22 protein-coding genes are annotated in these 24,367 nt (G+C 67.4%); 8 read left to right on the forward strand and 14 right to left on the reverse strand.

Translation table 11 applies throughout. The features are described 5' to 3' along the window. The first annotated feature begins 16 nt into the window (after window positions 1–16). On the forward strand, window positions 17–448 hold the full coding sequence (locus tag BB334_RS00320) for a DUF1841 family protein (RefSeq protein ID WP_068803182.1): 432 nt from the start codon (window positions 17–19) through the stop codon (window positions 446–448). A 19-nt stretch (window positions 449–467) separates the two neighbouring features. Here BB334_RS00320 and BB334_RS00325 read toward each other — a convergent pair whose 3' ends face one another. After that, window positions 468–1,478: a dihydroorotate dehydrogenase-like protein gene (locus tag BB334_RS00325; RefSeq protein WP_068803185.1), complete on the reverse strand. Its 1,011-nt coding sequence runs from the start codon at window positions 1,476–1,478 to the stop codon at window positions 468–470. Continuing rightward, entirely contained in the window at window positions 1,471–5,106 is a 3,636-nt protein-coding gene (gene nifJ, locus BB334_RS00330; protein ID WP_068803188.1) for a pyruvate:ferredoxin (flavodoxin) oxidoreductase, read from the reverse strand. The genes BB334_RS00325 and nifJ overlap by 8 nt, the downstream gene beginning before the upstream one ends. Before the next feature lie 357 nt (window positions 5,107–5,463). Here nifJ and metC point away from each other — a divergent pair, with 357 nt between their 5' ends. Beyond that, entirely contained in the window at window positions 5,464–6,699 is a 1,236-nt protein-coding gene (gene metC / locus BB334_RS00335; protein WP_068803190.1) for a cystathionine beta-lyase, read from the forward strand. 61 nt (window positions 6,700–6,760) lie between these two features. On the opposite strand, the gene BB334_RS00340 is transcribed toward metC, so the two are convergent. The 6 genes from BB334_RS00340 to BB334_RS00365 all read right to left on the reverse strand — a co-directional run bounded on the left by BB334_RS00340 (window position 6,761) and on the right by BB334_RS00365 (window position 12,180). Then, window positions 6,761–8,176: an FAD-binding oxidoreductase gene (locus BB334_RS00340; protein ID WP_068803192.1), complete on the reverse strand. Its 1,416-nt coding sequence runs from the start codon at window positions 8,174–8,176 to the stop codon at window positions 6,761–6,763. Window positions 8,177–8,215: 39 nt separating this feature from the next. Continuing rightward, window positions 8,216–9,496: a TRAP transporter large permease gene (locus BB334_RS00345; protein WP_068803194.1), complete on the reverse strand. Its 1,281-nt coding sequence runs from the start codon at window positions 9,494–9,496 to the stop codon at window positions 8,216–8,218. Then, window positions 9,496–9,975, reverse strand: coding sequence for a TRAP transporter small permease (locus BB334_RS00350; protein ID WP_068803196.1), 480 nt, complete (start codon window positions 9,973–9,975; stop codon window positions 9,496–9,498). The genes BB334_RS00345 and BB334_RS00350 overlap by 1 nt, the downstream gene beginning before the upstream one ends. Window positions 9,976–10,120: 145 nt before the next feature. Next, window positions 10,121–11,173 (reverse strand): TRAP transporter substrate-binding protein, encoded by a 1,053-nt coding sequence (locus BB334_RS00355; protein ID WP_068803198.1) that lies wholly within the window; start codon window positions 11,171–11,173, stop codon window positions 10,121–10,123. A 336-nt stretch (window positions 11,174–11,509) separates the two neighbouring features. Beyond that, window positions 11,510–11,848: a c-type cytochrome gene (locus BB334_RS00360; protein ID WP_068803201.1), complete on the reverse strand. Its 339-nt coding sequence runs from the start codon at window positions 11,846–11,848 to the stop codon at window positions 11,510–11,512. Window positions 11,849–11,859: 11 nt separating this feature from the next. Next, on the reverse strand, window positions 11,860–12,180 hold the full coding sequence (locus BB334_RS00365; protein WP_068803204.1) for a c-type cytochrome: 321 nt from the start codon (window positions 12,178–12,180) through the stop codon (window positions 11,860–11,862). A 126-nt stretch (window positions 12,181–12,306) separates the two neighbouring features. On the opposite strand from BB334_RS00365, the gene BB334_RS00370 reads away from it, so the two are divergent. Together BB334_RS00370 and BB334_RS00375 are read left to right on the forward strand one after the other, a co-directional pair. Next, window positions 12,307–13,158: an AAA family ATPase gene (locus BB334_RS00370; protein ID WP_068803206.1), complete on the forward strand. Its 852-nt coding sequence runs from the start codon at window positions 12,307–12,309 to the stop codon at window positions 13,156–13,158. 10 nt (window positions 13,159–13,168) lie between these two features. Next, window positions 13,169–14,344, forward strand: coding sequence for a vWA domain-containing protein (locus BB334_RS00375; RefSeq protein WP_068803208.1), 1,176 nt, complete (start codon window positions 13,169–13,171; stop codon window positions 14,342–14,344). Window positions 14,345–14,459: 115 nt separating this feature from the next. On the opposite strand, the gene ltrA is transcribed toward BB334_RS00375, so the two are convergent. Both ltrA and BB334_RS00385 read right to left on the reverse strand, forming a co-directional pair. Beyond that, a complete protein-coding gene (gene ltrA / locus BB334_RS00380; RefSeq protein WP_232756612.1) occupies window positions 14,460–15,812 on the reverse strand; it encodes a group II intron reverse transcriptase/maturase in 1,353 nt (450 codons plus the stop codon). 468 nt (window positions 15,813–16,280) lie between these two features. Then, window positions 16,281–16,787: a MarR family winged helix-turn-helix transcriptional regulator gene (locus BB334_RS00385; protein ID WP_068803212.1), complete on the reverse strand. Its 507-nt coding sequence runs from the start codon at window positions 16,785–16,787 to the stop codon at window positions 16,281–16,283. A gap of 188 nt (window positions 16,788–16,975) precedes the next feature. Between BB334_RS00385 and BB334_RS00390 the strand changes: the two genes are divergently transcribed. Then, window positions 16,976–18,532 (forward strand): chloride channel protein, encoded by a 1,557-nt coding sequence (locus tag BB334_RS00390; RefSeq protein WP_083200210.1) that lies wholly within the window; start codon window positions 16,976–16,978, stop codon window positions 18,530–18,532. Window positions 18,533–18,625: 93 nt separating this feature from the next. Here the strand turns inward: BB334_RS00390 and htpG are convergent, their stop codons facing one another. Beyond that, window positions 18,626–20,560 (reverse strand): molecular chaperone HtpG, encoded by a 1,935-nt coding sequence (gene htpG / locus BB334_RS00395; RefSeq protein ID WP_068803213.1) that lies wholly within the window; start codon window positions 20,558–20,560, stop codon window positions 18,626–18,628. A gap of 102 nt (window positions 20,561–20,662) precedes the next feature. Continuing rightward, entirely contained in the window at window positions 20,663–21,214 is a 552-nt protein-coding gene (gene greB / locus BB334_RS00400; RefSeq protein WP_068803215.1) for a transcription elongation factor GreB, read from the reverse strand. 182 nt (window positions 21,215–21,396) lie between these two features. On the opposite strand from greB, the gene BB334_RS00405 reads away from it, so the two are divergent. Genes BB334_RS00405 through BB334_RS00415 form a run of 3 tightly spaced genes read left to right on the forward strand, consistent with a single transcriptional unit; the run spans window position 21,397 to window position 23,316 of the window. After that, window positions 21,397–21,615, forward strand: coding sequence for a YdcH family protein (locus BB334_RS00405; protein ID WP_068803217.1), 219 nt, complete (start codon window positions 21,397–21,399; stop codon window positions 21,613–21,615). A gap of 6 nt (window positions 21,616–21,621) precedes the next feature. Beyond that, on the forward strand, window positions 21,622–22,434 hold the full coding sequence (locus BB334_RS00410) for an alpha/beta fold hydrolase (protein WP_083200211.1): 813 nt from the start codon (window positions 21,622–21,624) through the stop codon (window positions 22,432–22,434). 57 nt (window positions 22,435–22,491) lie between these two features. Further along, on the forward strand, window positions 22,492–23,316 hold the full coding sequence (locus BB334_RS00415) for a DUF2189 domain-containing protein (protein WP_068803219.1): 825 nt from the start codon (window positions 22,492–22,494) through the stop codon (window positions 23,314–23,316). On the opposite strand, the gene BB334_RS00420 is transcribed toward BB334_RS00415, so the two are convergent. After that, window positions 23,286–24,140 carry an endonuclease/exonuclease/phosphatase family protein gene (locus BB334_RS00420; RefSeq protein WP_068803221.1) on the reverse strand — a complete coding sequence of 285 codons (855 nt, stop codon included), beginning with the start codon at window positions 24,138–24,140 and terminating at the stop codon, window positions 23,286–23,288. The two genes, BB334_RS00415 and BB334_RS00420, sit on opposite strands and share 31 nt — an antisense overlap. 46 nt (window positions 24,141–24,186) lie before the next feature. Continuing rightward, window positions 24,187–24,367 (reverse strand): hypothetical protein (locus BB334_RS18565; RefSeq protein ID WP_232756613.1); only part of this gene is annotated, 181 nt, incomplete at its 5' end.

Consider the following 24,367-nt stretch of genomic DNA (forward strand, 5'->3'; position numbering starts at 1 on the left):
AAAGAGATCACCCGCAATGTTCAATCCCAGCCGCGACGAGGTTCGCAACTTCTTCATCACCGCCTGGCGCAAGCGTCGCGAGAGTGAGGTGCTGACCGCGATGGAGACGATCGCCGCCGACATCGTCGGCCTGCATCCCGAATATCACGCCCTGATCGAGGACCCGGACTCGATCGGCCGCGAGTTCACCCCGGAGGACGGGCAGATCAACCCCTTCCTCCACATGTCGCTGCACCTCGCGGTCGAAGAGCAGCTGTCGATCGACCAGCCGCCGGGCATCCGCGCCGCTTTCGAGGCCGCCTGCACACGTCGCGGCAATCGTCACGATGCGATGCACGACGCCCTCGAATGCCTCGGCGAGATGCTGTTCGACGCGCAGCGCAACGGCGCCCCGCCCAACGCCACGAACTACCTCGAAGCGCTGCGCCGCCGCGCGGGCGGCGCCTGAGCCGGCTGACGCCGCCGGCTCAGTAACGCACGCCCGGTGGCGGGGTGAAGCTCTGGAGTGCCTGCAGATAGGCGGCGCGCGCGAACACCCCGGCGTCGGCCATGTTCTGCTGGCTCATCGAGCCCTTGAGCTGCTCGATCGACTCGTATTCGCGCTCTTCGAGCCAGGTCCGCATCCCGTCGAGCACCTCCTTCAGCGCCGCCGGCCCGCGCAGCAGCAGCGCGCTCGCCATGTGCACCACGTCCGCACCCGCGAGCAGCATCTTCAGCGCGTCGCCGGCGGTATGCACGCCGCCGGTGGCGGCGAGGCCGAGCCCGCTGCGCCCGCGCAGGATCGCGATCCAACGCATCGTCAGCAGAACGTCCGCCGATGTCGACAGCTGGGCACGGTCAACCACCTTCAGGTTCTCGAGGTCGATGTCGGGCTGGAAGAAGCGGTTGAACAGCGACACCCCCGCAGCGCCCGCCGCCTCCGCCTGGCGCACGAAGTGCGGCAGGGAAGAAAAGAAAGGCGACAGTTTCATCGTCACCGGGATCGTCACCCGACCCTTGAGCTCGCGCAACAGGGTTAGATAGCGGTCCTCGATCGCTTCCCCCGAGAGGTCGGCGTCGCCCGGCAGGTACCAGGCGTTGAGCTCGAGCGCGTCGGCGCCCGCCTCCTGCATCTCCTGTCCGAGTTCGACCCAGCCCGACAGCGAGGAGCCGTTGAGGCTGGCGATCACCGGAATCGACAGCCGCGACTTGAGGCGCTGGATGTGCTCGAGATAGCCGTCGAGCTGGCTGACGTACGCGTCACGCTGCGGCAGGTGGCCGGCGGCCTCGCCGAAGGTGTCCGGAGTCATCAGGAAGCGCTCGAGCATCGACTCCTCGTTGCGCACGTCTTCCTCGAACAGCGAGTGCAGCACGATCGCCGAGGCGCCGGCATCCTCCAGGTGCAGCACGTTGTCGAGCTGGCGGCTGAGCGGGGTGGACGACGGTACGAGCGGGTTCTTCAGCTTCAGTCCCAGGTAACGGGTGGACAGGTCAGGCATTGCTCTCTCCCTTGCTCTCGGCTTCTTCCTCGGCCGCCAGGCCCGGCAGCGGCAGGCCCGCCAGTCCGACGTATTCCTCGTGGCGATCGCGCGCGTCCTGCTCGGCCTGCGCCATGAAACGCGCCGCCGCCTCCGGATGCTGGCGCTCGAGCACCGTAAAGCGCGCCTCGTTGCCGGCGAACTCGCGGAACGGCACGCTCGGCGCCGCGCTGTCGACCGACAACGGATTCTGCCCCGACTCGCGACGGCGCGGATCGTAGCGCAGCAGCGGCCAGTGACCGGACTTCACCGCCAGGTCCTGCTGATGCAGGTTGTGCGAGAGGTCGACCCCGTGGGCGATGCACGGGCTGTAGGCGATGATGATCGACACCCCCGGGTAGCTCTCGGCGTCGAGGAAAGCCTTCAGCGTATGCACGTCCTTCGCGCCGTAGGCGACCTTGGCGACGAACACGTTCTCGTAGTCCATCGCAATGCGGGCGAGGTCCTTCTTGCGCGTGGGCTTGCCGCCGGCGGCGAACTTGGCCACTGCGCCGAGCGGGGTCGCCTTGGAGTTCTGGCCACCGGTGTTGGAGTACACCTCGGTGTCGAGAACCAGGATGTTCACGTCCTCGCCCGATGCGAGCACATGGTCGAGGCCGCCGAAACCGATGTCGTAGGCCCAGCCATCGCCGCCGATGATCCATACGCTGCGCCGCACCAGGTAGTCGGCCAGGGCGGCGAGCGAATCCGCCGCCGGCGTGCCGATGCGGGTGAGCCGGGCCTTGAGCTCGGCGACCCGCTCGCGCTGCTCGTGGAGGCCGGCCTCGTCGTGCTGGTCGGCGCCGAGCAGGGCGTCAACCAGGTCGGCGCCGACCTCGTCGGCAAGCCCGCGCAGCTGCAGGCGTGCGGCCTCGGCCAGCTGGTCGGTCGCGAGGCGCATGCCGAGTCCGAATTCGGCGTTGTCCTCGAACAGCGAGTTGTTCCAGGCCGGCCCCCGCCCCTGCGCATCGGTGGTGTAAGGCGTGGTCGGCAGGTTGCCGCCGTAGATCGACGAGCAGCCGGTCGCGTTGGCCACCATCATCCGATCGCCGAACAGCTGGGTCGCGAGCCGAATGTACGGCGTCTCGCCGCAGCCCACGCAGGCGCCCGAGAACTCGAACAGCGAGGGCAGCATCATGGAGGCCGGGATCGTGCCGCGCTTGAGCTTGCGCCGATCGTACTCCGGCAGGGTCAGGAAGAAGTTCCAGTTTTCGACCTCGGCAGCACGCAGCGGCGGCTGCTCCGCCATGTTGAGCGCCTTGCGCGAGACGTTCGACTTGTCGCGGATCGGGCACACGTCCACGCACAGGGTGCAACCGGTGCAATCCTCGGGCGCGACCTGATAGCTCACCCGCGAGCCGGCCGGGTAGTCCTTGCTCCGCGTGGGCACGTGCTTGAAAGTGTCGGGCGCGCCTGCGGCGTCCTCGGGCACGAAGACCTTGGCGCGGATCGCCGAGTGCGGGCAGACGAACACGCACTTGCCGCACTGGGTGCACAGGTCTTCCTCCCACACCGGGATCTCGAGCGCGATGTTGCGCTTCTCGAAGCGCGCGGTTCCGGTCGGCCAGGTGCCGTCGGGCGGGAAGAAGGACACCGGCAATGCATCGCCCTTGCCGGCGATCATCGGCATCGTCACATCGCGGACGAAACGGTCGAATTCGTCGTCACCCGCGGGCGGCATGCCGGGCACGCTCGCTTCGGCAGCGGCCGCGGCCGCGCCGACCTCGGCGGGCACCGCCACGCGGAACAGACCGGCGATCGTGCGGTCGATCGCGCGGTAGTTGAGCTCGGCGATGCGCCGGCCCTTGCGGCCGTATGTCTTTTCCACCGCCGCCTTGATCGCCTCGATCGCCTGCTCCTGCGGCAGGATGCCCGAGATGGCGAAGAAGCAGGTCTGCATCACGGTGTTGATGCGCCGCCCCATGCCGGCCTCGTCCGCCACCTTCCAGGCGTCGATGACATGCATCTGGATCTGCTTGTCGATGATCTGGCGCTGCATCGCCGCCGGCAGCGAAGCCCACACCTGATCGGCCGGCACGCTCGTGTTGAGCAGGAACACCGCCCCCGGCGCGGCATGCGACAGCAAGTCGTAGCGCTCGAGGAAGACCGGCTGGTGGCAGGCGACGAAGCGGGCGTCGCCGTCGCCGGTGAGGTAGGCGGAGCGGATCGGCACCGGTCCCACGCGCAGGTGGGAAACCGTCATCGCCCCCGACTTCTTGGAGTCGTAGACGAAATAGCCCTGGGCGTAGAGATCGGTCTCGTCGCCGATGATCTTGATCGAGTTCTTGTTCGCCGACACCGTGCCGTCCGAGCCCAGGCCGTAGAACACCGCGGCGAAGGCCTGGCGCGAGGCGGCGGTGCGGAAGGCGGGATCCCAGCCCAGCGACAGCCCGCTGACGTCGTCGGCGATGCCGACGGTGAAGCGCCGGCGCGGCCGGGCGGCGTCGAGCTCGTCGAGCACGCCGAGGATCATCGCCGGGTTGAACTCCTTGGAGCCGAGGCCGTAGCGGCCACCGATCACCTTCGGGGTGGCGGCGAAGCGCGGCGCATCGCCGGCGGCATCCTCGGCGAGGGCGACGATGACGTCCTTGAACAGCGGTTCGCCGTCGGCGCCGGGTTCCTTGCAGCGGTCGAGCACCGCGATCGCGCGGGTGGTGGCGGGCAGCGCGGCGAGCATCGCCGCCGGCGCGAAGGGACGGTACAGCCGCACCTTCAGCACGCCGACCTTTTCGCCCTGCGCCACGAGGTGTTCGACGGTCTCGTGCACCGTGTCGGCGCCCGAGCCCATGAGCACGAGGACGCGCTCGGCATCGGGCGCACCGAAGTAATCGAACAGGTGGTACTGGCGACCGGTAAGCTCGGCGAAGCGGTCCATCGCGTCCTGTACGTGGCCAGGGAAGGCGTCGAACCAGGGGTTCTGCGCCTCGCGCGCCTGGAAGAAGACGTCCGGGTTCTGCGAGGTACCGCGGATCACCGGATGGTCGGGCGACAGCGCGCGGGCACGTTGCTCGGCGATGCGCGCGTCCGACATCATCGCGCGCAGCACCTCGTCGTCGATCGCGTGGACCTTGGAGACCTCGTGCGAGGTGCGGAAGCCGTCGAAGAAATGCAGCACCGGGACGCGGCCGTTCATCGTCGCCGCGGTCGCGATCGCGGCGAGGTCGTGTGCCTCCTGCACCGAGTTCGAGGCGAGCAGCGCGAAGCCGGTGGCGCGCGTGGCCATCACGTCCGAATGGTCGCCGAAGATCGACAGCGCATGGGTGGCGAGCGCGCGGGCGGCGACATGGAAGACCGTCGGCGTCAGCTCGCCGGCGATCTTGTACATGTTGGGGATCATCAGCAGCAGGCCCTGCGACGCGGTGAAGGTCGTCGCCAGTGCGCCGGTCTGCAGGGCACCGTGCACGGTGCCGGCCGCCCCACCCTCGGACTGCAGCTCGACCACCTTCGGCACGCTGCCCCAGATGTTGGTCTTGTTCTGGGCCGCCCAGTCGTCGGACAGTTCGCCCATGTTGGAAGACGGCGTGATCGGATAGATCGCGATGACTTCGGAAACGCGGAAGGCGACCGATGCGACCGCTTCGTTGCCATCGACGGTGATCATGGAATTCATATGCGCTCCTCGCAACGGGCGAGCAAATCGAAAAACCGCGGTGCCGCATGAAACCGTGTGGTCTTCAAGGGCGGCGGATGCTGCAACACAGCAACTCCATCATACGACGGCCTGCGCTGCGCTTCGAGTCCATATCGCCGGACTTTCCATGAAAAAAACGCAAGCAGCGATAAGCCGGACGCGATATCCCCATGGCGTGGCCACCGAACGCGCCCGCAAACCGCGCTGGAATCGTCTGCGCACTTCCTAGACCGATTCGACCTGCACCGTTGCGCTCGGCGCTGCGGCGAGCGACCCCGGAAAGGCCGTACGCTTCGTGTCATCATCTGCCTCCCGAGTCTCGAAGCGAGCAGACCCATGAAGGACAAGGACAGCCAGCAAGTGTCGGCCGGCGCCGAGCCCGGCGCGGACGACCGCTTCGCCACCCGACTCTCCCACCTGGGCCGGCCCGGCACCCGGGTGCACGGCTTCGTCAACCCGCCACTGCATCGCGGCTCCACCGTGCTCGTACCGTCACCCGAGGCGCGCCGCGAGGCCGCCCGCCACAAGTTCGACCAGTACCTCGTGTACGGCCTGTACGGTAATGCCACCCACCACGCGCTGGAGAACCTGCTGGCCGACATCGAGGGCGGCAGCCGCTGCCAGATCGTCTCCTCGGGTCTCGCCGCGAACTGCACCGGCCTCCTCGCCTACCTGCGCCACGGCGATCACTGCCTGGTGCCCGACAGCGTGTATGGGCCGGTGCGCGCCTTCTGCGACCGCGTGCTGGTGGAACGCAACGGGGTCGCGGTGAGCTACTACCGGCCGGAGATCGGCGCCGCCGAGCTCGCGCCGTTGTTGCGGCCGAACACTCGGGTGCTCTACCTCGAGAGCCCCGGCTCGCACACCTTCGAGGTGCAGGACGTGCCTGCGCTCGCCGCGGCGGCGCGCGCGCGCGGCATCAAGGTGCTGATGGACAACACCTGGGGGCTGCACTTCTTCCAGCCCTTCCGCCACGGAGTGGACGTATCCATCCAGGCGCTCACCAAGTACGCCGGCGGTCATGCCGACGTACTGCTCGGGAGCCTGGTGACGAACAGCGAAGAGGACTGGCACGCGGTGCGCGAGACTGCGCTGCTCCATGGCCAGTATGCGAGCCCGGACGACTGCTGGCTGACCCTGCGCGGGCTGCGCACGCTGAACGTGCGCCTGCAGCACCAGATGGCCGCCGGGCTCGAGGCGGCACGCTGGTTCGCCGCACGGCCCGAGGTGCTGCAGGTGCTGCATCCCGCCCTGCCCGGCGCCCCCGGCCACGCCCTGTGGCAGCGCGACTTCAGCGGCGCCTGCAGCCTGTTCGGCGTGGTCTTCCGCCCGGAGTTCACGCCGGCACGGGTGGACGACATGGTGGGCGCGCTGCGACTGTTCGGGATAGGCGCCTCGTGGGGCGGCTTCGAGAGCCTGGCGCTGCCCACCTACGGCAGCGTCACCCGCACCGCGGCGCCGCTCGCCCTCGGCGGACCGGCGGTGCGCTTTCACATCGGTCTGGAGGACGTCGCCGACCTCATCGCCGATCTCGAGCAGGCCTTCGCCGCCCTGCACGGCGGTCCGGCCTGAGCGCCGCCGCGGGGCCGGCTGGCCCGCCTCGCGCAAGGCGTGCGAGCGGCCCGGGCCGCGCCTAGGCCCCGGCGGGCGGAATGAGCTTGCCGGGGTTGAGGATGCCCTTCGGGTCGAGCGCCTGCTTGAGCGCACGCATCGTTGCGATCTCGGCCGGCGAGCGCGAGTAGCCGAGCCAGTCGGTCTTGAGCGTGCCGATGCCGTGTTCGGCCGAGATCGAGCCGCCGAATTCGCGCACCACCGAATACACCGCCTCCTCGATCCGCACCTGCGCCGCGTGCTCGGGCGGAACCGAGCAGGCCACCACATGCAGGTTGCCGTCGCCGACGTGGCCGAAGAAGAGCGCCTTCAGCGCGGGGAACTGGGCGTCGAGATTGGCGCGGATGCGCTCGGCGCATTCGCCGATCCGACCCACCGGCACCGACACGTCGAAGTTGATCGTCGGCGCGAAATCGCGCAGCACGTCGGCCACGCCGTCGCGGATCGCCCAGAATTCTTCCGCCTCCGCCACCGACTGCGCGACCGCGCCATCGATGATCCAGCCCGCCTCGATCGCTTCCTCGAGCATCGCCTGGAAGCGCTCGGCATCGGCCTCCGGCTGGCCGCCCTGCATGTCGGTGAGCACGTATACCGGGTGCTCGAGGCTGAGCGGCGCACGCAGCCCGCAGCTGTCGACGATGGTCGACAGGTACTCGTTCCACATGATCTCGAAGGCGCTCACCTGGCCCGACAGCCGCTTCTGCGCATGGCGCAGGAAGCGCAGCGCCGACGCGTAGTCCGGCGTGGCGACGACCGCGGTGTTCGCCCCGGCCGGCAGCGGATGCAGCTTCAGCACCGCGCGGGTGACGATGCCGAGCGTGCCCTCGCTGCCGATGAACAGGTGCTTGAGGTCCATGCCGGCGTTGTTCTTCACCATCTGGTTCATCATGCTCAGCACGGTGCCGTCGGCAAGCACCGCCTCGAGGCCGAGCACCAGGTCGCGCGCCATCCCGTAGCGGATCACCCGGTTGCCGCCGGCATTGGTCGACAGGTTGCCGCCGACCTGGCAGGAACCGCGTGCGCCGAGGTCGAGGGCAAGAAATCCGCCGGCGTCGCGGCAGGCTTCCTGCACGTTCTGCAGGATCGCGCCAGCCTGCACCGTGACCGTGCCCGAGTCGAGGTCGATCGCCTCCACCCGGTTCATGCGCTCGAGCGAGATCGCCACGTCCTGCCGCCCGGGCACGCCACCGCCGACGAGGCCGGTGAGCCCGCCCTGCGGCACCACCGTCTGGCCGTGGGCGTGACAGATCCTCAGGATCGCGGACAGCTCCTCGGTACTGCGCGGGCGCAGCACCGCGAGCACGCGGTCGACCTTCGCCCCGCTCCAGTCCTCGAGGTACTTCGCGCCGACGTCCGCGCCGGTGAGGACCTCGCCCTCGCCCAGCGCCGCCATCAATGCTTCCATCGCCGGAAGCGTCGAGCCCTGCATTTCAGTCATCGTTCTTTCCGTCGTGCAAAAAGTTGGTGGGACGCCGGCTTACTCGCCAAGGCCGCCGAGGAGCAGCGAAATCTGGGGCACATAGGTCAGCACCACGAGCAGCGCGATCATCGCGAACAGGAAGGGCAAGGCGCCGCGCGAGGCGCCCTCGAGGCTGATCCTGCCCACGCGGGACCCCACGAACAGGTTCATGCCCAGCGGCGGCGTCACCATCCCGATCGCGAGGTTGACGATCATCAGGATGCCGAAATGCACCGGATCCACGCCGAGCTTGGTCACCACCGGCAACAGGATCGGGGTCAGGATGATGATTGCGGCCAGGGTTTCCATGAAGCAGCCGATCAGCAGCAGCAGCAGGTTGATCAGAAGCAGCACGAGGATCGTGTTCTGGGTGATCGACATGATGTTGTTGGCGAGCATGGCGGGGATGCCCTCGATCGCCAGCACGCGGCCGAACACGGTCGCCGCGCCGACGATGATCATGATCGTCGCGGTGGTCAGCGCGGAGTGGGCGAACACCTTGTACACGTCCCTCAACTTGAGGTCCCGATAGATGAAGAGGCCGACGAACAGGCCGTACACCACTGCCACCGCGGCCGCCTCGGTGGGCGTGAACACGCCGCCGTAGATCCCGCCGAGGATGATCACCGGCACCAGCAGCGCCCATTTCGCGTCCCAGAAGATGTGGAACGCCTCGCGCCCGGTGTAGCGTCGCGGCGAACCGTGGAAACCCTGCTTCTTCGAGATCAGGAACGCGACCGCCATCAGCACCGCGCCGATCAGCAGGCCAGGGATGATGCCGGCGAGGAACATGCTGCTCACCGAGGTCCCCGAGGACGTCGCATAGATCACCATCGGAATGCTCGGCGGGATGATCACGCCGATGCAGCCCGCCGACGCCACCAGGCCGACCGAGAAGCGCTGGTCATAGCCGCGCTTGGCCATCGCCGGAAACAGCACGCCGCCGATCGCCGCCACCGTCGCCGGCCCCGAACCGGAGATCGCGGCGAAGAACATGCAGGTCGCCACCGCCACCAGGGCGAGGCCGCCGGTGAAGCGGCCGAAGAAGATGTCGCCCACATCGAGCAGGCGGCGCGAGATGCCGCCATGCCCCATCAGGTCGCCCGCGAGGATGAAGAAGGGCACCGCCATCAGCGGGAAGGAGTCGATCGAGGTCACCAGGCTCTGGGCGAGGTAGCTGCTGTCTACCAGGCCGCCGTAGCCGAGCGCCGCCATCGAGGCGAGCCCGAGGGCGACCCCGATCGGGACGTTGACCGCGAGCAGGACGACGAAGAGACCGAACAGAATGAGCGAAACCATCAGGCCACCCCGGACTTGAGTTCTTTGATGCTGGCCACGATGTTCTGCAGCAGGCGGAAAAAGGTCAGCAGGAAGCCGACCGTCGGCGCCAGGTAGATGTAGCCCATGGGAATGCCGAGCGCCGGCGAGGTCTGGCCGAACTTGAAGATCTTCATGCTCAGGGTGTAGCCCTCCTTCACCACCATGACGGCGAAGACGAGGAAGGCGAGATGCGAGAGCAGGATGACGTAGCGCTTGACCCGCTCGGGCAGGAACATGGTCGCCGCCTCCACCCGGATGTGAGCGCTGCGCTTGACCGCATAGCTGACGCCGATGTAACTCACCCAGACGAAGAGGTAGCGTGCGAGCTCCTCCGACCAGGTGAGCGAGTCCTGCATCACGTAGCGCATGAAGATCTGCACCGCGATCAGCGCGGTCATCGCGAACATCAGGATGACGAGGATGAACTCCTCGAGGTTGTCGTCTATCTTCTTCAACATGACGATGCCTTGTGGCCCCGGGCGGTTGCCGGGAGTCTGGATCCGGAAACAAGTCGGCCGTCCCGGTCTGCGCGGTGCGCGTAGGCAGGGACGGCCGCGGTCGATGACACGCGCCCGCGCAGTACGGCGGGAGCGTGACGCGGGATCAGCGGGTTGCTTCGAGCACCTTGTTGACGATGTCCTCGCCGGCCTTGCGCTTGACGAGGTCGTAGACCGGCCCCATCTTGGCGCGGAAGGCCTCCTTCTCGGCGTCGCTCAGCTCGACGAAGGTGATCTGCCCTTCCATCGCCGTTTCGGCCGCTGCATCGCTCGCCTGCGCGATCTCGCGCTGATAGCGCTTGGCCTCGTCGAAGGCCTCGGCCACCGCCTTCTTGTCGGCGTCGCTGAGCCCCTCGTACACGCTCTTGTTCATCAGGATCACGAACGGCGAATAGAGATGGCCGGTCTTGGTGATGAACTTCTGCACCTCGAAATACTTCATGTCGTAGAAGAGGTTGATCGGCGTTTCCTGCGCGTCGAAGGTCTTTTGCTGCAGCGCAGTGAAGAGCTCGCCGAAGGCCAGCGGCGCCGGGTTCGCACCAAGCTCCTTCCACGCCGCGATGTGGACCTCGTTTTCCATCGTCCGCATCTTGATGCCGCGCAGATCATCCGGCGTCTTGACCGGGATCTTGCTGTTGCTGAACTGGCGGAAGCCGTTTTCCCAGAAGCCGAGCCCCTTGATGTTGATGTCCTCAAGGCTGCCGAGCAGCGTCTCGCCGACTTCACCGTCCAGCACGCGGTATACCGTCTCGCGATCCTTGAACGCGAACGGCAGGTCGAGCGCGAAGAACTCTTTCTTGAAGTTACCCAGCGGCGCCGAGGAAACGAAGGTCATGCCGACGCTGCCGAGCTGAATGCTCTCGATCAGCTCGCGCTCGCTGCCGAGCTGCGAGTTGGGGTAGATGTCGAGCGTGATCCGGCCGTCGGTCTTTGCCGACAGCAGCTCGTTGAAGCGCACCAGGCCCTTGTGGCCGGTGTTGGACTCAGTGGCCGCGTGGCCGACCTTGATCACGAGTTTCTGCGCCGCGGCCTGCCCGCTGCCGGCGGCGACCGGCGCGTCCTTGGTCTCGCCTCCGCAACCGAACAGCCCGAGCGAGGCCGCCACGAGCCCGCCGATCAGGAGTTTGCGCCGCGTGTTGAGGTATTGCATGTGGCTCATGGAGATTCCTTTGAAGTGTTACGTCATGAAATGGAGCACGGCACGACGGTGACGCTCGCAGCCCTCTCCGCGCCGGGGCGGACGCGAATCATCAGGACAGGAGAACTAGTTGCAAAAAACCACGTTCTTTTCGCGGGCAAGGCTATTTTGACCTGCCGGCTTTGTCAACAAGACCAAGACTCGCGCGCGCCGACGATCGCCCCGTGCGGGCCATCGCTCCGACGCGCAGACGCTTACCGCTAACGTTCTCGAGACCAGAGGCCGACCGCGCCGGAGGCGAAACCGCGGACGGGTCGCGCCCGGCACACCTGCTGCCGCGCGCTCCCGCTGCCCGCCTCAGCGCTTAACGTAAAGCCCCTTCTGGCCCCCGTACCAGGCTGCGAGGTCCGCCATGTCGTCGATCGACAGCGCCTCGACCTGGGCGGCCATGATCGGATCCTTGCGCCGGCCCTGCTTGTAATCCTGCAGCGCCTGGACCAGGTAGTCCTCGTGCTGGCCGCCGATGCGGGGGAACTCGGGCGTCGGGCTGTTCCCGTCCTCGCCATGGCAGGCCGCGCAGACGACGGCCTTCTCCTTGCCGCGCTGCGGGTCGCCGGCGGCCTGCACCGGAGCGGCGAGGAAGGCGGTGATGAGAATGACGGCGGCGCCGAGCGCCGGTCGGACGGGCATCTTCATCGTCGGCCCCCTCACTGCGCAGCGCCGTAGTAAGCGGCGAGATCGGCCATGTCCTGTTCGGACAGGCCGGCGGCGATGCCCTGCATCGTCGGATGGCTGCGCTCGCCCGCCTTGTAGGCCTGGAGCGCGCGCACGATGTACTGCGGATGCTGGCCACCCAGCTTGGGAACCGGATAGACCTCAGGATAGCTGGTGCGGTAGCCCTCGATGCCGTGGCAACCGATGCACATCGACAGCTTGGCTTTCGCCGCCGCGGCATCTCCCTCGACCGCCAGCGCCGGCACGCCGGCAGCCAGCATGGCCGCCCCCAAAAGCAGATGTCTCGCCTGCATGCTGTCTCCTCTCTGTCGGACCACGCTCCTGCGCATGGCGGCGCATGGCGCTTCGGATGTCCGTGTGCCCGGACTTCCCGCAAGGCTAGTCCTATAATCCGCGGGTATTAATAAGAGGAATCCCCGATGTCCCAGCCCAGATTCGAAGGCTCCCGGAACTACGTCACCACGCCCGACCTGATGCTCGCGGTCAATGCCGCGATCCGCCTGCAACGGCCGCTGCTGATCAAGGGTGAGCCGGGCACCGGCAAGACCATGCTCGCCGAGGAAGTCGCCGCCGCCCTCGAGCTGCCGCTGCTGCAGTGGCACATCAAGTCCACCACCAAGGCCCAGCAGGGCCTGTACGAATACGACGCGGTCTCCCGCCTGCGCGACTCCCAGCTCGGCGACGACCGCGTCAAGGACATCGGCAATTACATCGTCAAGGGCGTGCTGTGGCAGGCCTTCGAGGCAGAGCGCCCGACGGTGGTGCTGATCGACGAGATCGACAAGGCCGACATCGAATTCCCCAACGACCTGCTGCGCGAGCTCGACCGCATGGAGTTCCACGTCTACGAGACGCGGCAGACCATCCAGGCCCGTCACCGGCCGATCGTGTTCATCACCTCGAACAACGAGAAGGAACTGCCCGACGCCTTCCTGCGGCGCTGCTTCTTCCACTACATCAAGTTCCCGGATCGCGACACGATGCAGCGCATCGTCGATGTGCACTTCCCCGGGATCCGGAAGGAACTGCTGCGCGAGGCGCTCGAGGTCTTCTTCGGTCTGCGCGACATCCCCGGCCTCAAGAAGAAGCCCTCCACCTCCGAGCTGATTGACTGGCTCAAGCTGCTGGTGGCCGAGGACATTCCGCCCGAGGCGCTGCATTCGCCCGATGGCAAGGCGGCGATTCCGCCGCTGCACGGCGCGTTGCTGAAGAACGAGCAGGACGTGCACCTGTTCGAGCGCCTGGTACACATGGCCCGGCTGAACCGCTGACGCCGCCGCGATGCTGATCGACTTCTTCCTGCACCTGAAGGCGCGCAAGCTGCCGGTGTCCACGCGCGAGTTCCTGACCCTGCTCGAGGGCCTGCGCGAGCATGTCTGCGGTCACTCGATCGACGATTTCTACCATTTCGCGCGCGCCTGCCTGGTCAAGGACGAGTCGCTCTACGACCGCTTCGACCAGGCCTTCGGCGAGTACTTCAAGGGCGTCAGCGCGATCCCGGGACTCGAGGTGGACCTGCCCGAGGAATGGCTGCGCGCGATGATGAAGAAGCACCTCACGCCGGAGGAGCGCGCGAAGCTGGAGAAGCTCGGCTGGGACAAGCTGATGGACGAGTTCCGCAAGCGTCTCGCCGAGCAGAAGGGACGCCATCAGGGCGGGAGCAAGTGGATCGGCACCGGCGGCAGCTCTCCCTTCGGCAACAGCGGCACCCACCCGGAGGGGATCCGCGTCGGCGGCGACTCCGCGAACCGCAGCGCGGTGAAGGTATGGGAGAAGCGCGAGTTCCGCAACCTCGACGACGCGGTCGAACTCGGCACGCGAAACATCAAGGTCGCCCTGCGCCGGCTGCGCCGCTTCGCCCGCGAGGGCGCAGCGGAGGAACTCGACCTCGACGGCACGATCGCCGCGACCGCGAGGAATGCGGGCTGGCTCGACCTGATGATGCGGCCCGAACGCCACAACGCGGTGAAGGTGCTGCTCTTCCTCGACGTCGGCGGCTCGATGGACGACCACGTCAGGGTGTGCGAGGAGCTGTTCTCAGCCTGCCGGCTGGAGTTCAAGCACCTCGAGTATTTCTACTTCCACAACTGCGTCTACGAGGGCGTGTGGCGCGACAACGCCCGGCGGCACCGCGAGCGCACCCCGCTGCTCGACGTGATCCACAAGTACGGCCCCGACTACAAGCTGATCTTCGTCGGCGACGCGACGATGAGTCCCTATGAGATCCTCCACCCGCACGGCTCGATCGAGCACATGAATGCGGAGTCGGGCGCCACCTGGCTGCGGCGGCTGCTCGACGCCTACCCGGCGGCAGCCTGGCTCAATCCCGAGCCCGAGCGCCTGTGGGGCTATCGGCAGTCGATCCAGCTCATCCACGAGATCGTCGGCGGGCGCATGTATCCGCTGACGCTCGAGGGGCTGGCGCGCGCCATGCAAGGGCTGTCGAAGAAGCACTGAGCGCAGGCGTCACGCCAGCGCGCAAATCGGGATAGGGGCGGTCAGGTTACCTGACCGATCCCCTCCCACACCACCCGGCATGCGGGTCCGCACCGGGCGGTTCGAGCAGTTGAGGTCATGAGAGCCGAGGCACGCCAAGCCGGTCGAAGTAGGCGATGGGCATCGCTCGGTTCAGCGCCATGCGGCTGTTACGCCACCAGCACCGACTGTTCGCGGCCACCCTGCGGGCATCCGCTTGCGAGGCGCCCAGCGCCAACAATTCCCGATACATCGTCGTACCCCGACGCCAGTGCTTGAGCTGCACGGCACGCAGCCGGTGTCGGATCCACTCGTCGAGTTCGCGGAACACCTTGGGTGTCTGCGCAAGCTGGAAGTACGCCTTCCAGCCCGGCATGTAGGCCCGCAGTCGTTCGGCGACCTCCGGCAGGCTGCGCCCGCCCGAGCGACGCGTCATTTCCCGGATGCGTTGTTTGAAGGTCTCCAACGCCTTGTAGGCGACCGCGCATTTGATCCGGTCGCCCGCACTGCGCCACAGTTCGTAGCCCAGAAGCTTGCGACCGGTCGCCGACGCCACCGCCGTCTTGGCCTCGTTGATCTTCAGATGGAGTCGGTCGTAGAGCTTGCGCAACCCTTCCAGCACCCGTTCACCTGCGCGGCGACTGCACACATACACGTTGCAGTCGTCGGCGTAGCGCACGAAGCGGTGGCCACGTCGCTCCAGTTCCCGATCCACCTCGTCGAGCAGCACATTGGCCAACAGCGGCGAGAGCGGCCCGCCTTGCGGCGTGCCCTCGTACCGCTCGATGAGCACCCCGCCATCCAGAATCCCGGCCACGAGGTAACGACGAACCAGCCGCAGCACGGCTTTATCGTCGATTCGCCTCGCCAACCGTTCCATCAGGATGTCGTGATTGACCCGGTCGAAGAACTTCTCCAGATCCACATCGACCACTACCCGGTAGCCGTCCTGCACGTAGCGCTGTGCATCGAGCACCGCGTCGTGCGCACGGCGTCCCGGCCGGAAGCCATAGCTGTGTTCGGAGAACGTCGGATCAATGATGGGCTGCAAGACTTGCAGCAGGGCTTGCTGGATCAGCCGATCCGTCACCGTCGGAATCCCCAGTTCGCGCACCCCGCCATCGGCCTTCGGAATCTGGACGCAGCGCACCGGCACGGGCCGGTAGCTGCCATCGAGCAAGGATTCCCGAATCCGGGGCCAGTGCATTCTCAGGTACTCCGCCGTCTCGGCAATCGACAACCCATCCGCCCCAGCACTGCCGCGATTAGCTTTGACGCGTTTCCACGCCAGAACCATATTCGCGCTCGCGAGCGCCTGCGCAAGCAGGCCATCTCGCCCCGGGCTTCCAGTTGCGCGCCGCGCCGTTCGTGCTTCATCACGCACCGCTTCGAGCTCGGCTTCACCTCGCTCTCCCGCATTGCGCCCCGGCTCGCCGGGCTTCTGATGCACTGCACGTCCGAGCGACACGGCCTTCGGCCCTCCTACTCGTTCGGCCCTTCGCCCCAAACCAGCGGCTACTACGGCCTCGGCTGACTCCTCGCTCCGGTGTGGCACCGTCGCCCTTTCAGGCTCAAGGCGAGATCTCCCCAGGTAAGAACGCACTCCTTCGCTGCACAACCGCCGGATCTACGCCACTTCGCCTTGATCACGAGAGCTTCGCGGTTTCTGGCCCGCTCGCCCTGCTCGGCAGCGCCTTCTATCCGATTCTTGTTCATCGGCTCGCAGCTTACGCTCCACGCTTCCTCCCCACGCTCGGTCACCCTCGCGCAGTTGCGCTTAGCTTCGTTCGCTGTGATCAACTTACGGCGGGACTTGCACCCGCAGGAGTGCGCCCATGCTGGGCGCACCAAAAAAAGCGCGGCCCGAAGGCCGCGCAAGCTGCTGTCCGCACAAGGCGAAACACAGGGCCGGAAGGCCCTATTCGGTGAAGGGCAGCGGCTGCATGCCGAAACCCTCGTCGAGATCCCTGATCTTGCGCAAAAGCGCGTCGAGCTCGCCCTGCAGTCGCATCAGCGACTCCTCGTCGAGCGAACGCAGCGCCTGCGGGAGCACGCCGCGCGCCGGCGACGGCGCACGTCCGAGCAACTCCACGCCGGCCTCGGTCAGGTACAGACGCACCACCCGCTGATCCGCGCTGGTGCGCTCCTTGCGGATGAGGCCGCCGGTCTCGAGGCGGTCGATCATGTTCGAGGCGGTGGACTGGTGCAACGCCATCCGCTTGGCCAGCTCGCCGACGCGCAGGCCCGGCGCCTCGGCCAATTCCTGCAGCGCCCACAGCTGGGCGCCGGTCACTCCGCTCTGTCGCTCTATCCATTGCGAATGGCGCTGCGCGGCGCGGATCAGCACACGGAAGCGCTGTAAAACCGATAACGGCGTGACCCGACCGCTCTGCTGCATCTTGTTCGACTGCTGCGTTTCCGCCATTCCAAAATCGCTCCGACTATATTTCCGCGAACCATCATTGTCAAAACATTCACGCCATTCCTTGCGTTCGCGTATGGTACCGTCTCGCGGGGCCGGCGGGGGCACGCACGCAGGCCCCGCGCGTCATCCCCGACTTTCAAGACCCTCCCCCGTTCCTCCATTCCGCGCTGCTGCCGACATCGACCGCCATGTCCGAACCGACGCCACCTGCCACCGCACCGGAACGGCCGTCCCGAACCCAGCGCGCGCTCAAGCGTCTCGCCCGCGGCGGCCGCCGCTATGCCCTGCCCTGGCTATCGGCACGTCGCTGGCATCGGCGCCTGCTGCTGGTGGGAGCCGCCCTCCTCGCCGGGCTGATCGCGATCGCCTTCGCCATCGGCGCCGAACTCGCGATCGAGACCCACGGCCACTGGACGAAGCAGTACCCCTGGGCGACCCTGCTGATCGCGCCCGCCGGCTTCGCCGCGATGGCCTGGCTGTCACGCCGTTTCTTCCCGGGCACCGATGGCAGCGGCATTCCCCAGGCGATCGCCGCCTCGATGGCCGACAACGGACTCGTGCGCAGGCAGCTGCTCTCCTTTCGGATCGCCATCGCCAAGACGCTGCTGACCCTGGGGGGGCTGCTGTCGGGCGCCTCGATCGGCCGTGAGGGCCCCTCGGTGCAGATCGGCGCCTCGGTGATGCACATGCTTGCGAGCCGCAGGCGTCGCCATCGTCGCAGCATCGCGAGCCACCGCGACCTCATCATTGCGGGCAGCGGGGCCGGCATCGCCGCCGCCTTCAACACGCCGCTCGGCGGGATCATGTTCGCGATCGAGGAGATGTGCCGTCAGCGCGCCTTTCACGCCAACAGCACCACCCTGACCGCCGTCATCTTCGCCGGCCTGATGTCGCTCGCGATCCTCGGCAACTACACTTATTTCGGCCGCACGCCGGCGGCTCTCGCGTGGCCCGGCGGAATCTGGCCGGTGCTCGCCTGCGGCGCCCTCGGCGGCCTCCTCGGCGGGGGCTTTGCGCGTCTCCTGATCGCCTCCGCGCGCGGCCTGCCGGGCCGCCTCGGGCGCTTCGCCCGTCACCGCCCGATCGCCTTTGCCGCCGCCTGCGGACTGGCCACCGGCATCATCGGACTCCTCACCCTGGGCCAGACCTACGGCACCGGCTACGCGGAGTCGAAAGCGGCGCTCGAAGGCACGGCCACACTGCCGATGGCCTTCATGTTCGCCAAGATGGCAGTGATCTGGCTCGCCTTCGTGTCGCGCATCCCGGGCGGCATCTTCGCCCCCGCGCTCGCGGTGGGGGCTGGCCTGGGCAGCGACATCAGTCTGCTGCTGCCGGGTGAGCCCGACCCGGCGATCCTGGTGCTCGGCATGGTCGCCTTCCTCGCCGGCATGACGCAGACGCCGATCACCTCATTCGTCATCGTGATGGAGATGACCGCGAACCACCAGATGCTGCTGCCGCTGATGGCGACTGCGGTGGTGGCACACGGCTTTTCGCGCTCGGTCGCGCCGATCCCGCTCTATCACGCCCTCGCCCTGCCCGCCCTGCGCGGCGCAGAGGCACGTGCGCTGGTGCAGCAGCGCGCGGAGGCGGCCACCCGGGCGAAGAAGGCCGCCGCAGCCGGAAGCGCCGACGGGGCCGCGGGTTCGCCCACCGAAGGTGCCGCGAACCCGCCCGACGACGCGGCGGCACGGGCTGCAGATGCCGGGCCGCCCGCCTCCGATACGAAGACGCAGGCGGGCTGAACATGACGAAGGGGCGGAGCGCGCCAGGCGCACCGCCCCTTCGTGCGAAGACTGGGCCGCCCGGGGTCGGCCCACCCCGGGCTGCCCGACGGCTCAGTTGCCGCTCATCGCCATCATCAGCTGGTTGATCCGCTTGACGAAGGTCGCCGGATCGTCGAGCGTGCCGCCTTCGGCGAGCAGGGCCTGGTCGAACAGCACCGCCGCCCAGTCGTCGAAGTGCCTGTCCTCGTACTTCAGGCGCAGCACCGCCGGATGGCTGGGGTTGATCTCGAGGATGGGCTTCGAAACCGGCGCCTCCTGGCCCGCGGCCTTCAGGATGCGCGCCAGGTTCATGCCCAGGTCGTGCTCGTCGGCCACCAGGCAGGCGGGGGAGTCGGTCAGGCGCAGGGTCACCTTCACGTCCTTGACGCGCTCGCCGAGGCTGGCCTTCATCCGGTCGAGCAACTCCTTGTACTCGTCGGCGGCCTTCTCGGCTTCCTTCTTCTCCGCCTCATCCTCGAGCGCGCCGAGATCGAGCCCGCCCTTCGCGACCGATACCAGTTCCTTGCCGTCGAACTCGGTCAGGTTGCCCACCACCCATTCGTCGACGCGGTCGGTCAGCAGCAGCACCTCGATGCCCTTCTTGCGGAAGACCTCGAGATGCGGACTGTTCTTCGCCGCATTGAAGGATTCGGCGGTGACGTAGTAGATCTTGTCCTGACCGTCCTTCATGCGGCCGATGTAGTCGGCGAGCGAGACGACCTCTTCCTGCGTGTCGAGCTGGGTGGAGGCGAAGCGCAGCAGGCCGGCGATCTTGTCCTTGTTGGCGAAGTCCTCGCCCACGCCTTCCTTGAGCACCTTGCCGAAGGCCTTCCAGAACTCGGCGTACTTCTCCTTGTCGGCCGCCTCGTCGCTGTTGGCCATGCTCTCGAGCAGGGTCAGCACCTTCTTCGCGCAGCCGGCGCGGATGGTGTCGATGTCCTTGGATTCCTGCAGGATCTCGCGCGACACGTTGAGCGGCAGGTCGGCCGAATCGACCACGCCGCGCACGAAGCGCAGGTAGGCCGGCATCAGCTTCTCGGCGTCGTCCATGATGAACACGCGCTTCACGTAAAGCTTGATGCCGTGCCTGGCGTTGCGGTCCCACAGGTCGAAGGGCGCGTTCTTCGGGATGTAGAGCAGGTTGGTGTATTCGTGGCGGCCCTCGACGCGCGAGTGCGTCCACGCCAGCGGTTCGTCGAAGTCGTGGGCGACGTGCTTGTAGAAGCCCTTGTACTCGTCTTCCGTGATGTCGTTCTTGGAGCGCGTCCACAGCGCGTTGGCCTGGTTGACCGTCTCGTCCTCGTCGGTCTGCACCTGCTTCTTCTGCTCTTCGTTCCACTCCTCCTTCTTCATCACGATCGGCTGCACGATGTGATCGGAGTACTTGCGGATCAGGCTCTTGAGCTGCCACGACGACAGCAGGTCTTCCTGGCCCTCGCGCAGGTGCAGGGTGATCTCGGTGCCGCGGCCTGCCTTCTCCACCTGCTCGACGGTGTAGGCGCCGGCCTCATCGCCGGTCATCGAGCATTCCCACTTCACCGCCTGGTCGGCCGGCAGGCCGGCGCGGCGCGACACCACGGTGACCTTGTCGGCGACGATGAAGGCGGAGTAGAAGCCGACACCGAACTGGCCGATGAGGTGGGCGTCCTTCTTCTGGTCGCCGGTGAGCTTGCCGAAGAATTCCCTGGTGCCCGACTTGGCGATGGTGCCCAGGTGCGCGACCGCCTCGTCACGGCTCATGCCGATGCCGTTGTCGGCGACGGTGATCGTCTTCGCATCGGCGTCGAATCCGATGCGGATCCTGAGGTCGGGCTCGCTTTCGTACAGCGCGCCGTTGTCGAGCGCCTCGAAGCGCAGCTTGTCGCAGGCGTCGGAGGCATTCGAGATCAGCTCGCGCAGGAAGATCTCGCGGTTGGAGTACAGCGAGTGGATCATCAGGTGAAGCAGTTGCTTCACCTCGGCCTGAAAGTTGAGGGTCTGGGCGGATGCGGCGTGCGCTTCGGACATGGATGCAGCTCCCTTGTTGCGGATTTCGTGAGGCTGCAAATGGGGACGGCGGGCGGCGCTTTCAAGCCCCCGCTCTCAAGCCTTCACCGGACGTTGGCCCGATCAGACGTAGCGTACCTCGAGGACCTCGAGCTCGCGCGGGCCGGCCGGACTCACGAAGCGCACGACATCGCCCTCCTTCGCCTTCAGCAGCGCGCGCGCAAGCGGCGAAATCCAGCTGATGCGGCCGTGCGAGGCATCGGCTTCGTCGACGCCGACGATCTGCCAGGTCTGCGCCTCGTCGGTGTCGAGGTCGCAGAAGCTGACCGTGGCGCCGAAGAAGACCTGCTCCAGGCCCTGCTGGCGCTCGGGATCGACCACGTCGGCGTTCTCGATGCGCTTGATCAGGAAGCGGATGCGACGATCGATCTCGCGGAGCCGCTTCTTGCCGTAGATGTAGTCGCCGTTCTCCGAGCGGTCGCCGTTGCCGGCCGCCCAGGCGACGGTTTCGACCAGCTTCGGCCGCTCGATGCGCACGAGCAGATCGAGCTCGGCGCGCAGCGCCTCGTAGCCGCGCCGCGTCATGTAGTTCTTGCTGCCGGGCGGCAGGCGCAGCGAAGGCGAGAGATCCTCCTCGTCATCGCCGTCGTTTTCCTTCACGAATGCCTTGTTCATTGCCCTGCGTGTCGTCGGTTGCGGTGGGGTGTGAATGATGGACTGCCGGCGCGGCCGATTCAACGGCCGACGGGCAATCGACGGCGATGCTCGGTTGTCTTCCGCCCACCCGCCGCATACCATGCACTGAATCGTCATTCCGACCAACGGGCCGTTGCGCCCACCGCCGAGCAGGTTGCCCCATGAGCGAAGCAGACGCGTTCGAACACGCCACCAGCCTTCGCGTTCGCCTCGAGGAACTGCGTGCCGAGCACCGCGACCTCGACGATGCGATCGCCCGTCTTTTCGACTCCCCCACGGAAGACGAACTGCTGCTGCGGCGCATGAAGAAGCGCAAGCTCGCGCTCAAGGACCGCATCGCCGCAATCGAGGCCATGCTGCGGCCCGACGAGCCGGCCTGAACACGCATGCAGCTGGAACGGCTCGACATCGCCGGCCGACAAGTCTGCCTGGCCGACCATCGCCCTGCCATCCCAGGCAGCCATCCCCCCCTCCTGCTGGTCCACGGCGCCGGCCACGACCACGGGGTATGGGACGAAGTCGGTGCTCGACTCGCTGGCGCGGGCCTGCACGCGATCGCCCCCGACCTCCCCGGCCACGGCGGCTCGGGCGGCGACGCACCTGCCTCGATCGACGCCGCCGCCGACTGGCTGCTGCGGCTGCTCGACGCCCTCGGGCTGGGCGCAGCCGGCCTGGTCGGGCACAGCATGGGCTCGCTGATTGCGCTTGCCGCGGCCGCGCGCGCACCCGAACGGGTGTCCTCGCTGGTGCTGGTCGGCAGCCTCGCACCGATGCCGGTCTCGCCCTTCCTGCTCGACGCGGTGCGCGAGGAGCCTGCGCGCGGCCACGCGCTGATCAACAAGTTCTCCTTCGCCCCCGCCGAGCTGCTCGGGGCCGAGCGCCACGCCGCCCTCGTCGCCGCCAATGCGGCGCGCATGGAGGCCCAGCCGGCGGCCTCCCTGCTCGCCGACCTCCAGGCCTGCAATGCCTGGCAGGATGGCCTGCGCTGTGCCACCGCACTGCGCTGCCCGGCCCTGCTCGTGTGCGGCGAGCGCGACCGGATGACGCCGCCGGATGCGGTAAAACCCCTATTCGAGGCCTGTGCCGACAGCGCGGGCGGCGCGCGTATGATCACCCTTGCCGGCGCCGGTCACGCGATGATGGACGAGGCCGCGCCCGCCGTGAGCGAAGCGATCCGGGAGTTCGTCATGACCCACTAGAAGGTCACGCGTCGCGGTCCCGCTGTCGAAAATAAAAAAGACCCGAAGGAGAGAGACATGACGCAGCCGAACGAGGCCTCGCGCGACGACGCGCCCGGCTTGCCCTTCCCCAGTGTACGCACGATAAGCGCTGCCGCGCCCTTCGGCTGGATCTCGCGCGGCGTCGCCGACCTGTTGCGCTGCCCGATCCCCAGCCTGTTCTACGGCTTCTGCTTCGCCGGCATGGGTCTGCTGGTCACCTTCGTATTCGAGAATCATTACCAGTACACTTCGGCGCTGACCTCGGGCTTCCTGCTGCTCGGTCCTTTCCTCGCCATGGGCCTGTACGAGATCAGTCGCCGCCACGAACTCGGGCAGTCGTGTTCGCTCGCACCGACGCTCATCGTGTGGCGACGCAATGCCGGCAACATCGGCATCTTCGCGGTGGTGCTGGGGGTGGTCTTCCTCGTCTGGGCGCGCGCCTCGCTGGTGGTGTTCGCGCTCTTCTACACCAACGAGATGCCCAACCTGTCGGGCTTCCTAGGCCAGGTGCTGCGTTTCGAGAACCTCGAGTTCATCGGGGTCTACTTCGCCGTCGGCCTCCTTTTCGCCACGCTCGTGTTCGCCGCCAGCGTAGTGTCGATCCCGCTGATGCTCGACCGCAACCAGGACGCGATCACCGCGATGCTGGCGAGCTTCACCGCGCTGGTGCGAAATCCGGGCGCGATGATCGTGTGGGCCTTCCTGATCGTCACCTTCACCCTGGTCGGCTTCCTCAGCTTCCACCTCGGCCTGACCGTGCTGATGCCGATCATCGGACACGCCACCTGGCATGCCTACCGTGCCCTGGTCGAGCCGCTGCCCGCCCCGGGTCAGGCGGCGAGCTCGAGCACCACCGGCTGATGATCCGAGGCGTCCGTTTCGGTCAGCACCTGCACCGCGCGCAGACGCGGCGTCAGGTCGTCACTGACGAAGAAGAAGTCGCAGCAGTAAGCGCGATCGGGCCAATCGGCCCCATGCAGACCGACCGTGGGCGAATGCGGCTGGCCATGATGCAGCAGCTGCCAGGCATCGCGCCAGCCGGGCAGGCCGCCGGGCATGGGCTGCTGTAGCAGGGCGTAGGCGGGCGAGCCGGGCTCGCAGTTGAAGTCACCGCACAGTACCGCCGAAGCGGGGCGCGGGTGGGCGGCGAATGCCGGGCTGGACTCCTTGCCCTTCGCCGGCGGCCGCGCCGCCAGCAGGGCGGCCTCGAGCTGCAGCGCGCGCAGCGCGCCAGCCTGGGCCTCGCGCTGTCGCACCGAGTAGTACTCGAGATGGGTCGTCATCACACGCATCCAGCCCGCTGCGGTGAGCACCATCGCCTCGAGGCAGGCGCGCGACATTGACGGCACGGCCGGATCGGCCGGGGACGGCAACTGGTGCCGCAGCAGCTGGCCTAGCGGCAGCGAGGACAGCACGAGGTTGCCGAAGCGCGCCCGCCCGCCCTCGCCGTCGGGCACGTCGAGCGCAGCGACGAAGGCCGCCTCGTGGCGCGGGAAGGCGCGGGCGAAGAAGGCCGGCTCGTCCTCGCGCGCCCCGCCCGGCAGGCCGGGGAAGTTGCAGGCCACCTCCTGCAGGCAGATCAGGTCGAACTCGCCCGCCGCGCGGATCGCCGCCAGCGTACGCTCGAGATCGACGCGACCGTCGGCGCCGCGCCCCCATTGAATGTTCCAGCTCAGGATTCGCATCTCGGCTCCCCCGCGGGAAATGGTCCGCTCCGGCTTCGATTCTAGGTCATCGCCAGCGTCGCATCGGGCGCCAGCAGCGGTGCGCCGACCGATCTCGGGCGCATAATCGCGAGAGATCCACGCTCAGGATGAAAAGATGCAGCCCGCCGAACCCGGGCGGCCGCATGCCGCCCACCACGCGCACGAACACGCCGAGGGACACGCTCTTGCACCCGGCCACGGCGGTC

The organism is Thauera phenolivorans (genome assembly GCF_001696715.1).
Classification (GTDB): domain Bacteria; phylum Pseudomonadota; class Gammaproteobacteria; order Burkholderiales; family Rhodocyclaceae; genus Thauera; species Thauera phenolivorans.

Bases quoted from the DNA above. Each gene is read 5' to 3' on its own strand.
- BB334_RS00370 (WP_068803206.1), top strand. From the start codon at position 12,307: ATGTCCCAGCCCAGATTCGAAGGCTCCCGGAACTACGTCACCACGCCC.
- BB334_RS00345 (WP_068803194.1), bottom strand. From the start codon at position 9,496: ATGGTTTCGCTCATTCTGTTCGGTCTCTTCGTCGTCCTGCTCGCGGTC.
- BB334_RS00365 (WP_068803204.1), bottom strand. From the start codon at position 12,180: ATGCAGGCGAGACATCTGCTTTTGGGGGCGGCCATGCTGGCTGCCGGC.
- BB334_RS00375 (WP_068803208.1), top strand. From the start codon at position 13,169: ATGCTGATCGACTTCTTCCTGCACCTGAAGGCGCGCAAGCTGCCGGTG.
- BB334_RS00415 (WP_068803219.1), top strand. From the start codon at position 22,492: ATGACGCAGCCGAACGAGGCCTCGCGCGACGACGCGCCCGGCTTGCCC.
- BB334_RS00405 (WP_068803217.1), top strand. From the start codon at position 21,397: ATGAGCGAAGCAGACGCGTTCGAACACGCCACCAGCCTTCGCGTTCGC.
- greB (WP_068803215.1), bottom strand. From the start codon at position 21,214: ATGAACAAGGCATTCGTGAAGGAAAACGACGGCGATGACGAGGAGGAT.
- BB334_RS00385 (WP_068803212.1), bottom strand. From the start codon at position 16,787: ATGGCGGAAACGCAGCAGTCGAACAAGATGCAGCAGAGCGGTCGGGTC.
- BB334_RS00355 (WP_068803198.1), bottom strand. From the start codon at position 11,173: ATGAGCCACATGCAATACCTCAACACGCGGCGCAAACTCCTGATCGGC.
- BB334_RS00340 (WP_068803192.1), bottom strand. From the start codon at position 8,176: ATGACTGAAATGCAGGGCTCGACGCTTCCGGCGATGGAAGCATTGATG.
- BB334_RS00325 (WP_068803185.1), bottom strand. From the start codon at position 1,478: ATGCCTGACCTGTCCACCCGTTACCTGGGACTGAAGCTGAAGAACCCG.
- BB334_RS00390 (WP_083200210.1), top strand. From the start codon at position 16,976: ATGTCCGAACCGACGCCACCTGCCACCGCACCGGAACGGCCGTCCCGA.
- nifJ (WP_068803188.1), bottom strand. From the start codon at position 5,106: ATGAATTCCATGATCACCGTCGATGGCAACGAAGCGGTCGCATCGGTC.
- BB334_RS00410 (WP_083200211.1), top strand. From the start codon at position 21,622: ATGCAGCTGGAACGGCTCGACATCGCCGGCCGACAAGTCTGCCTGGCC.
- BB334_RS00320 (WP_068803182.1), top strand. From the start codon at position 17: ATGTTCAATCCCAGCCGCGACGAGGTTCGCAACTTCTTCATCACCGCC.
- BB334_RS00420 (WP_068803221.1), bottom strand. From the start codon at position 24,140: ATGCGAATCCTGAGCTGGAACATTCAATGGGGGCGCGGCGCCGACGGT.
- metC (WP_068803190.1), top strand. From the start codon at position 5,464: ATGAAGGACAAGGACAGCCAGCAAGTGTCGGCCGGCGCCGAGCCCGGC.
- BB334_RS00350 (WP_068803196.1), bottom strand. From the start codon at position 9,975: ATGTTGAAGAAGATAGACGACAACCTCGAGGAGTTCATCCTCGTCATC.
- BB334_RS00360 (WP_068803201.1), bottom strand. From the start codon at position 11,848: ATGAAGATGCCCGTCCGACCGGCGCTCGGCGCCGCCGTCATTCTCATC.
- htpG (WP_068803213.1), bottom strand. From the start codon at position 20,560: ATGTCCGAAGCGCACGCCGCATCCGCCCAGACCCTCAACTTTCAGGCC.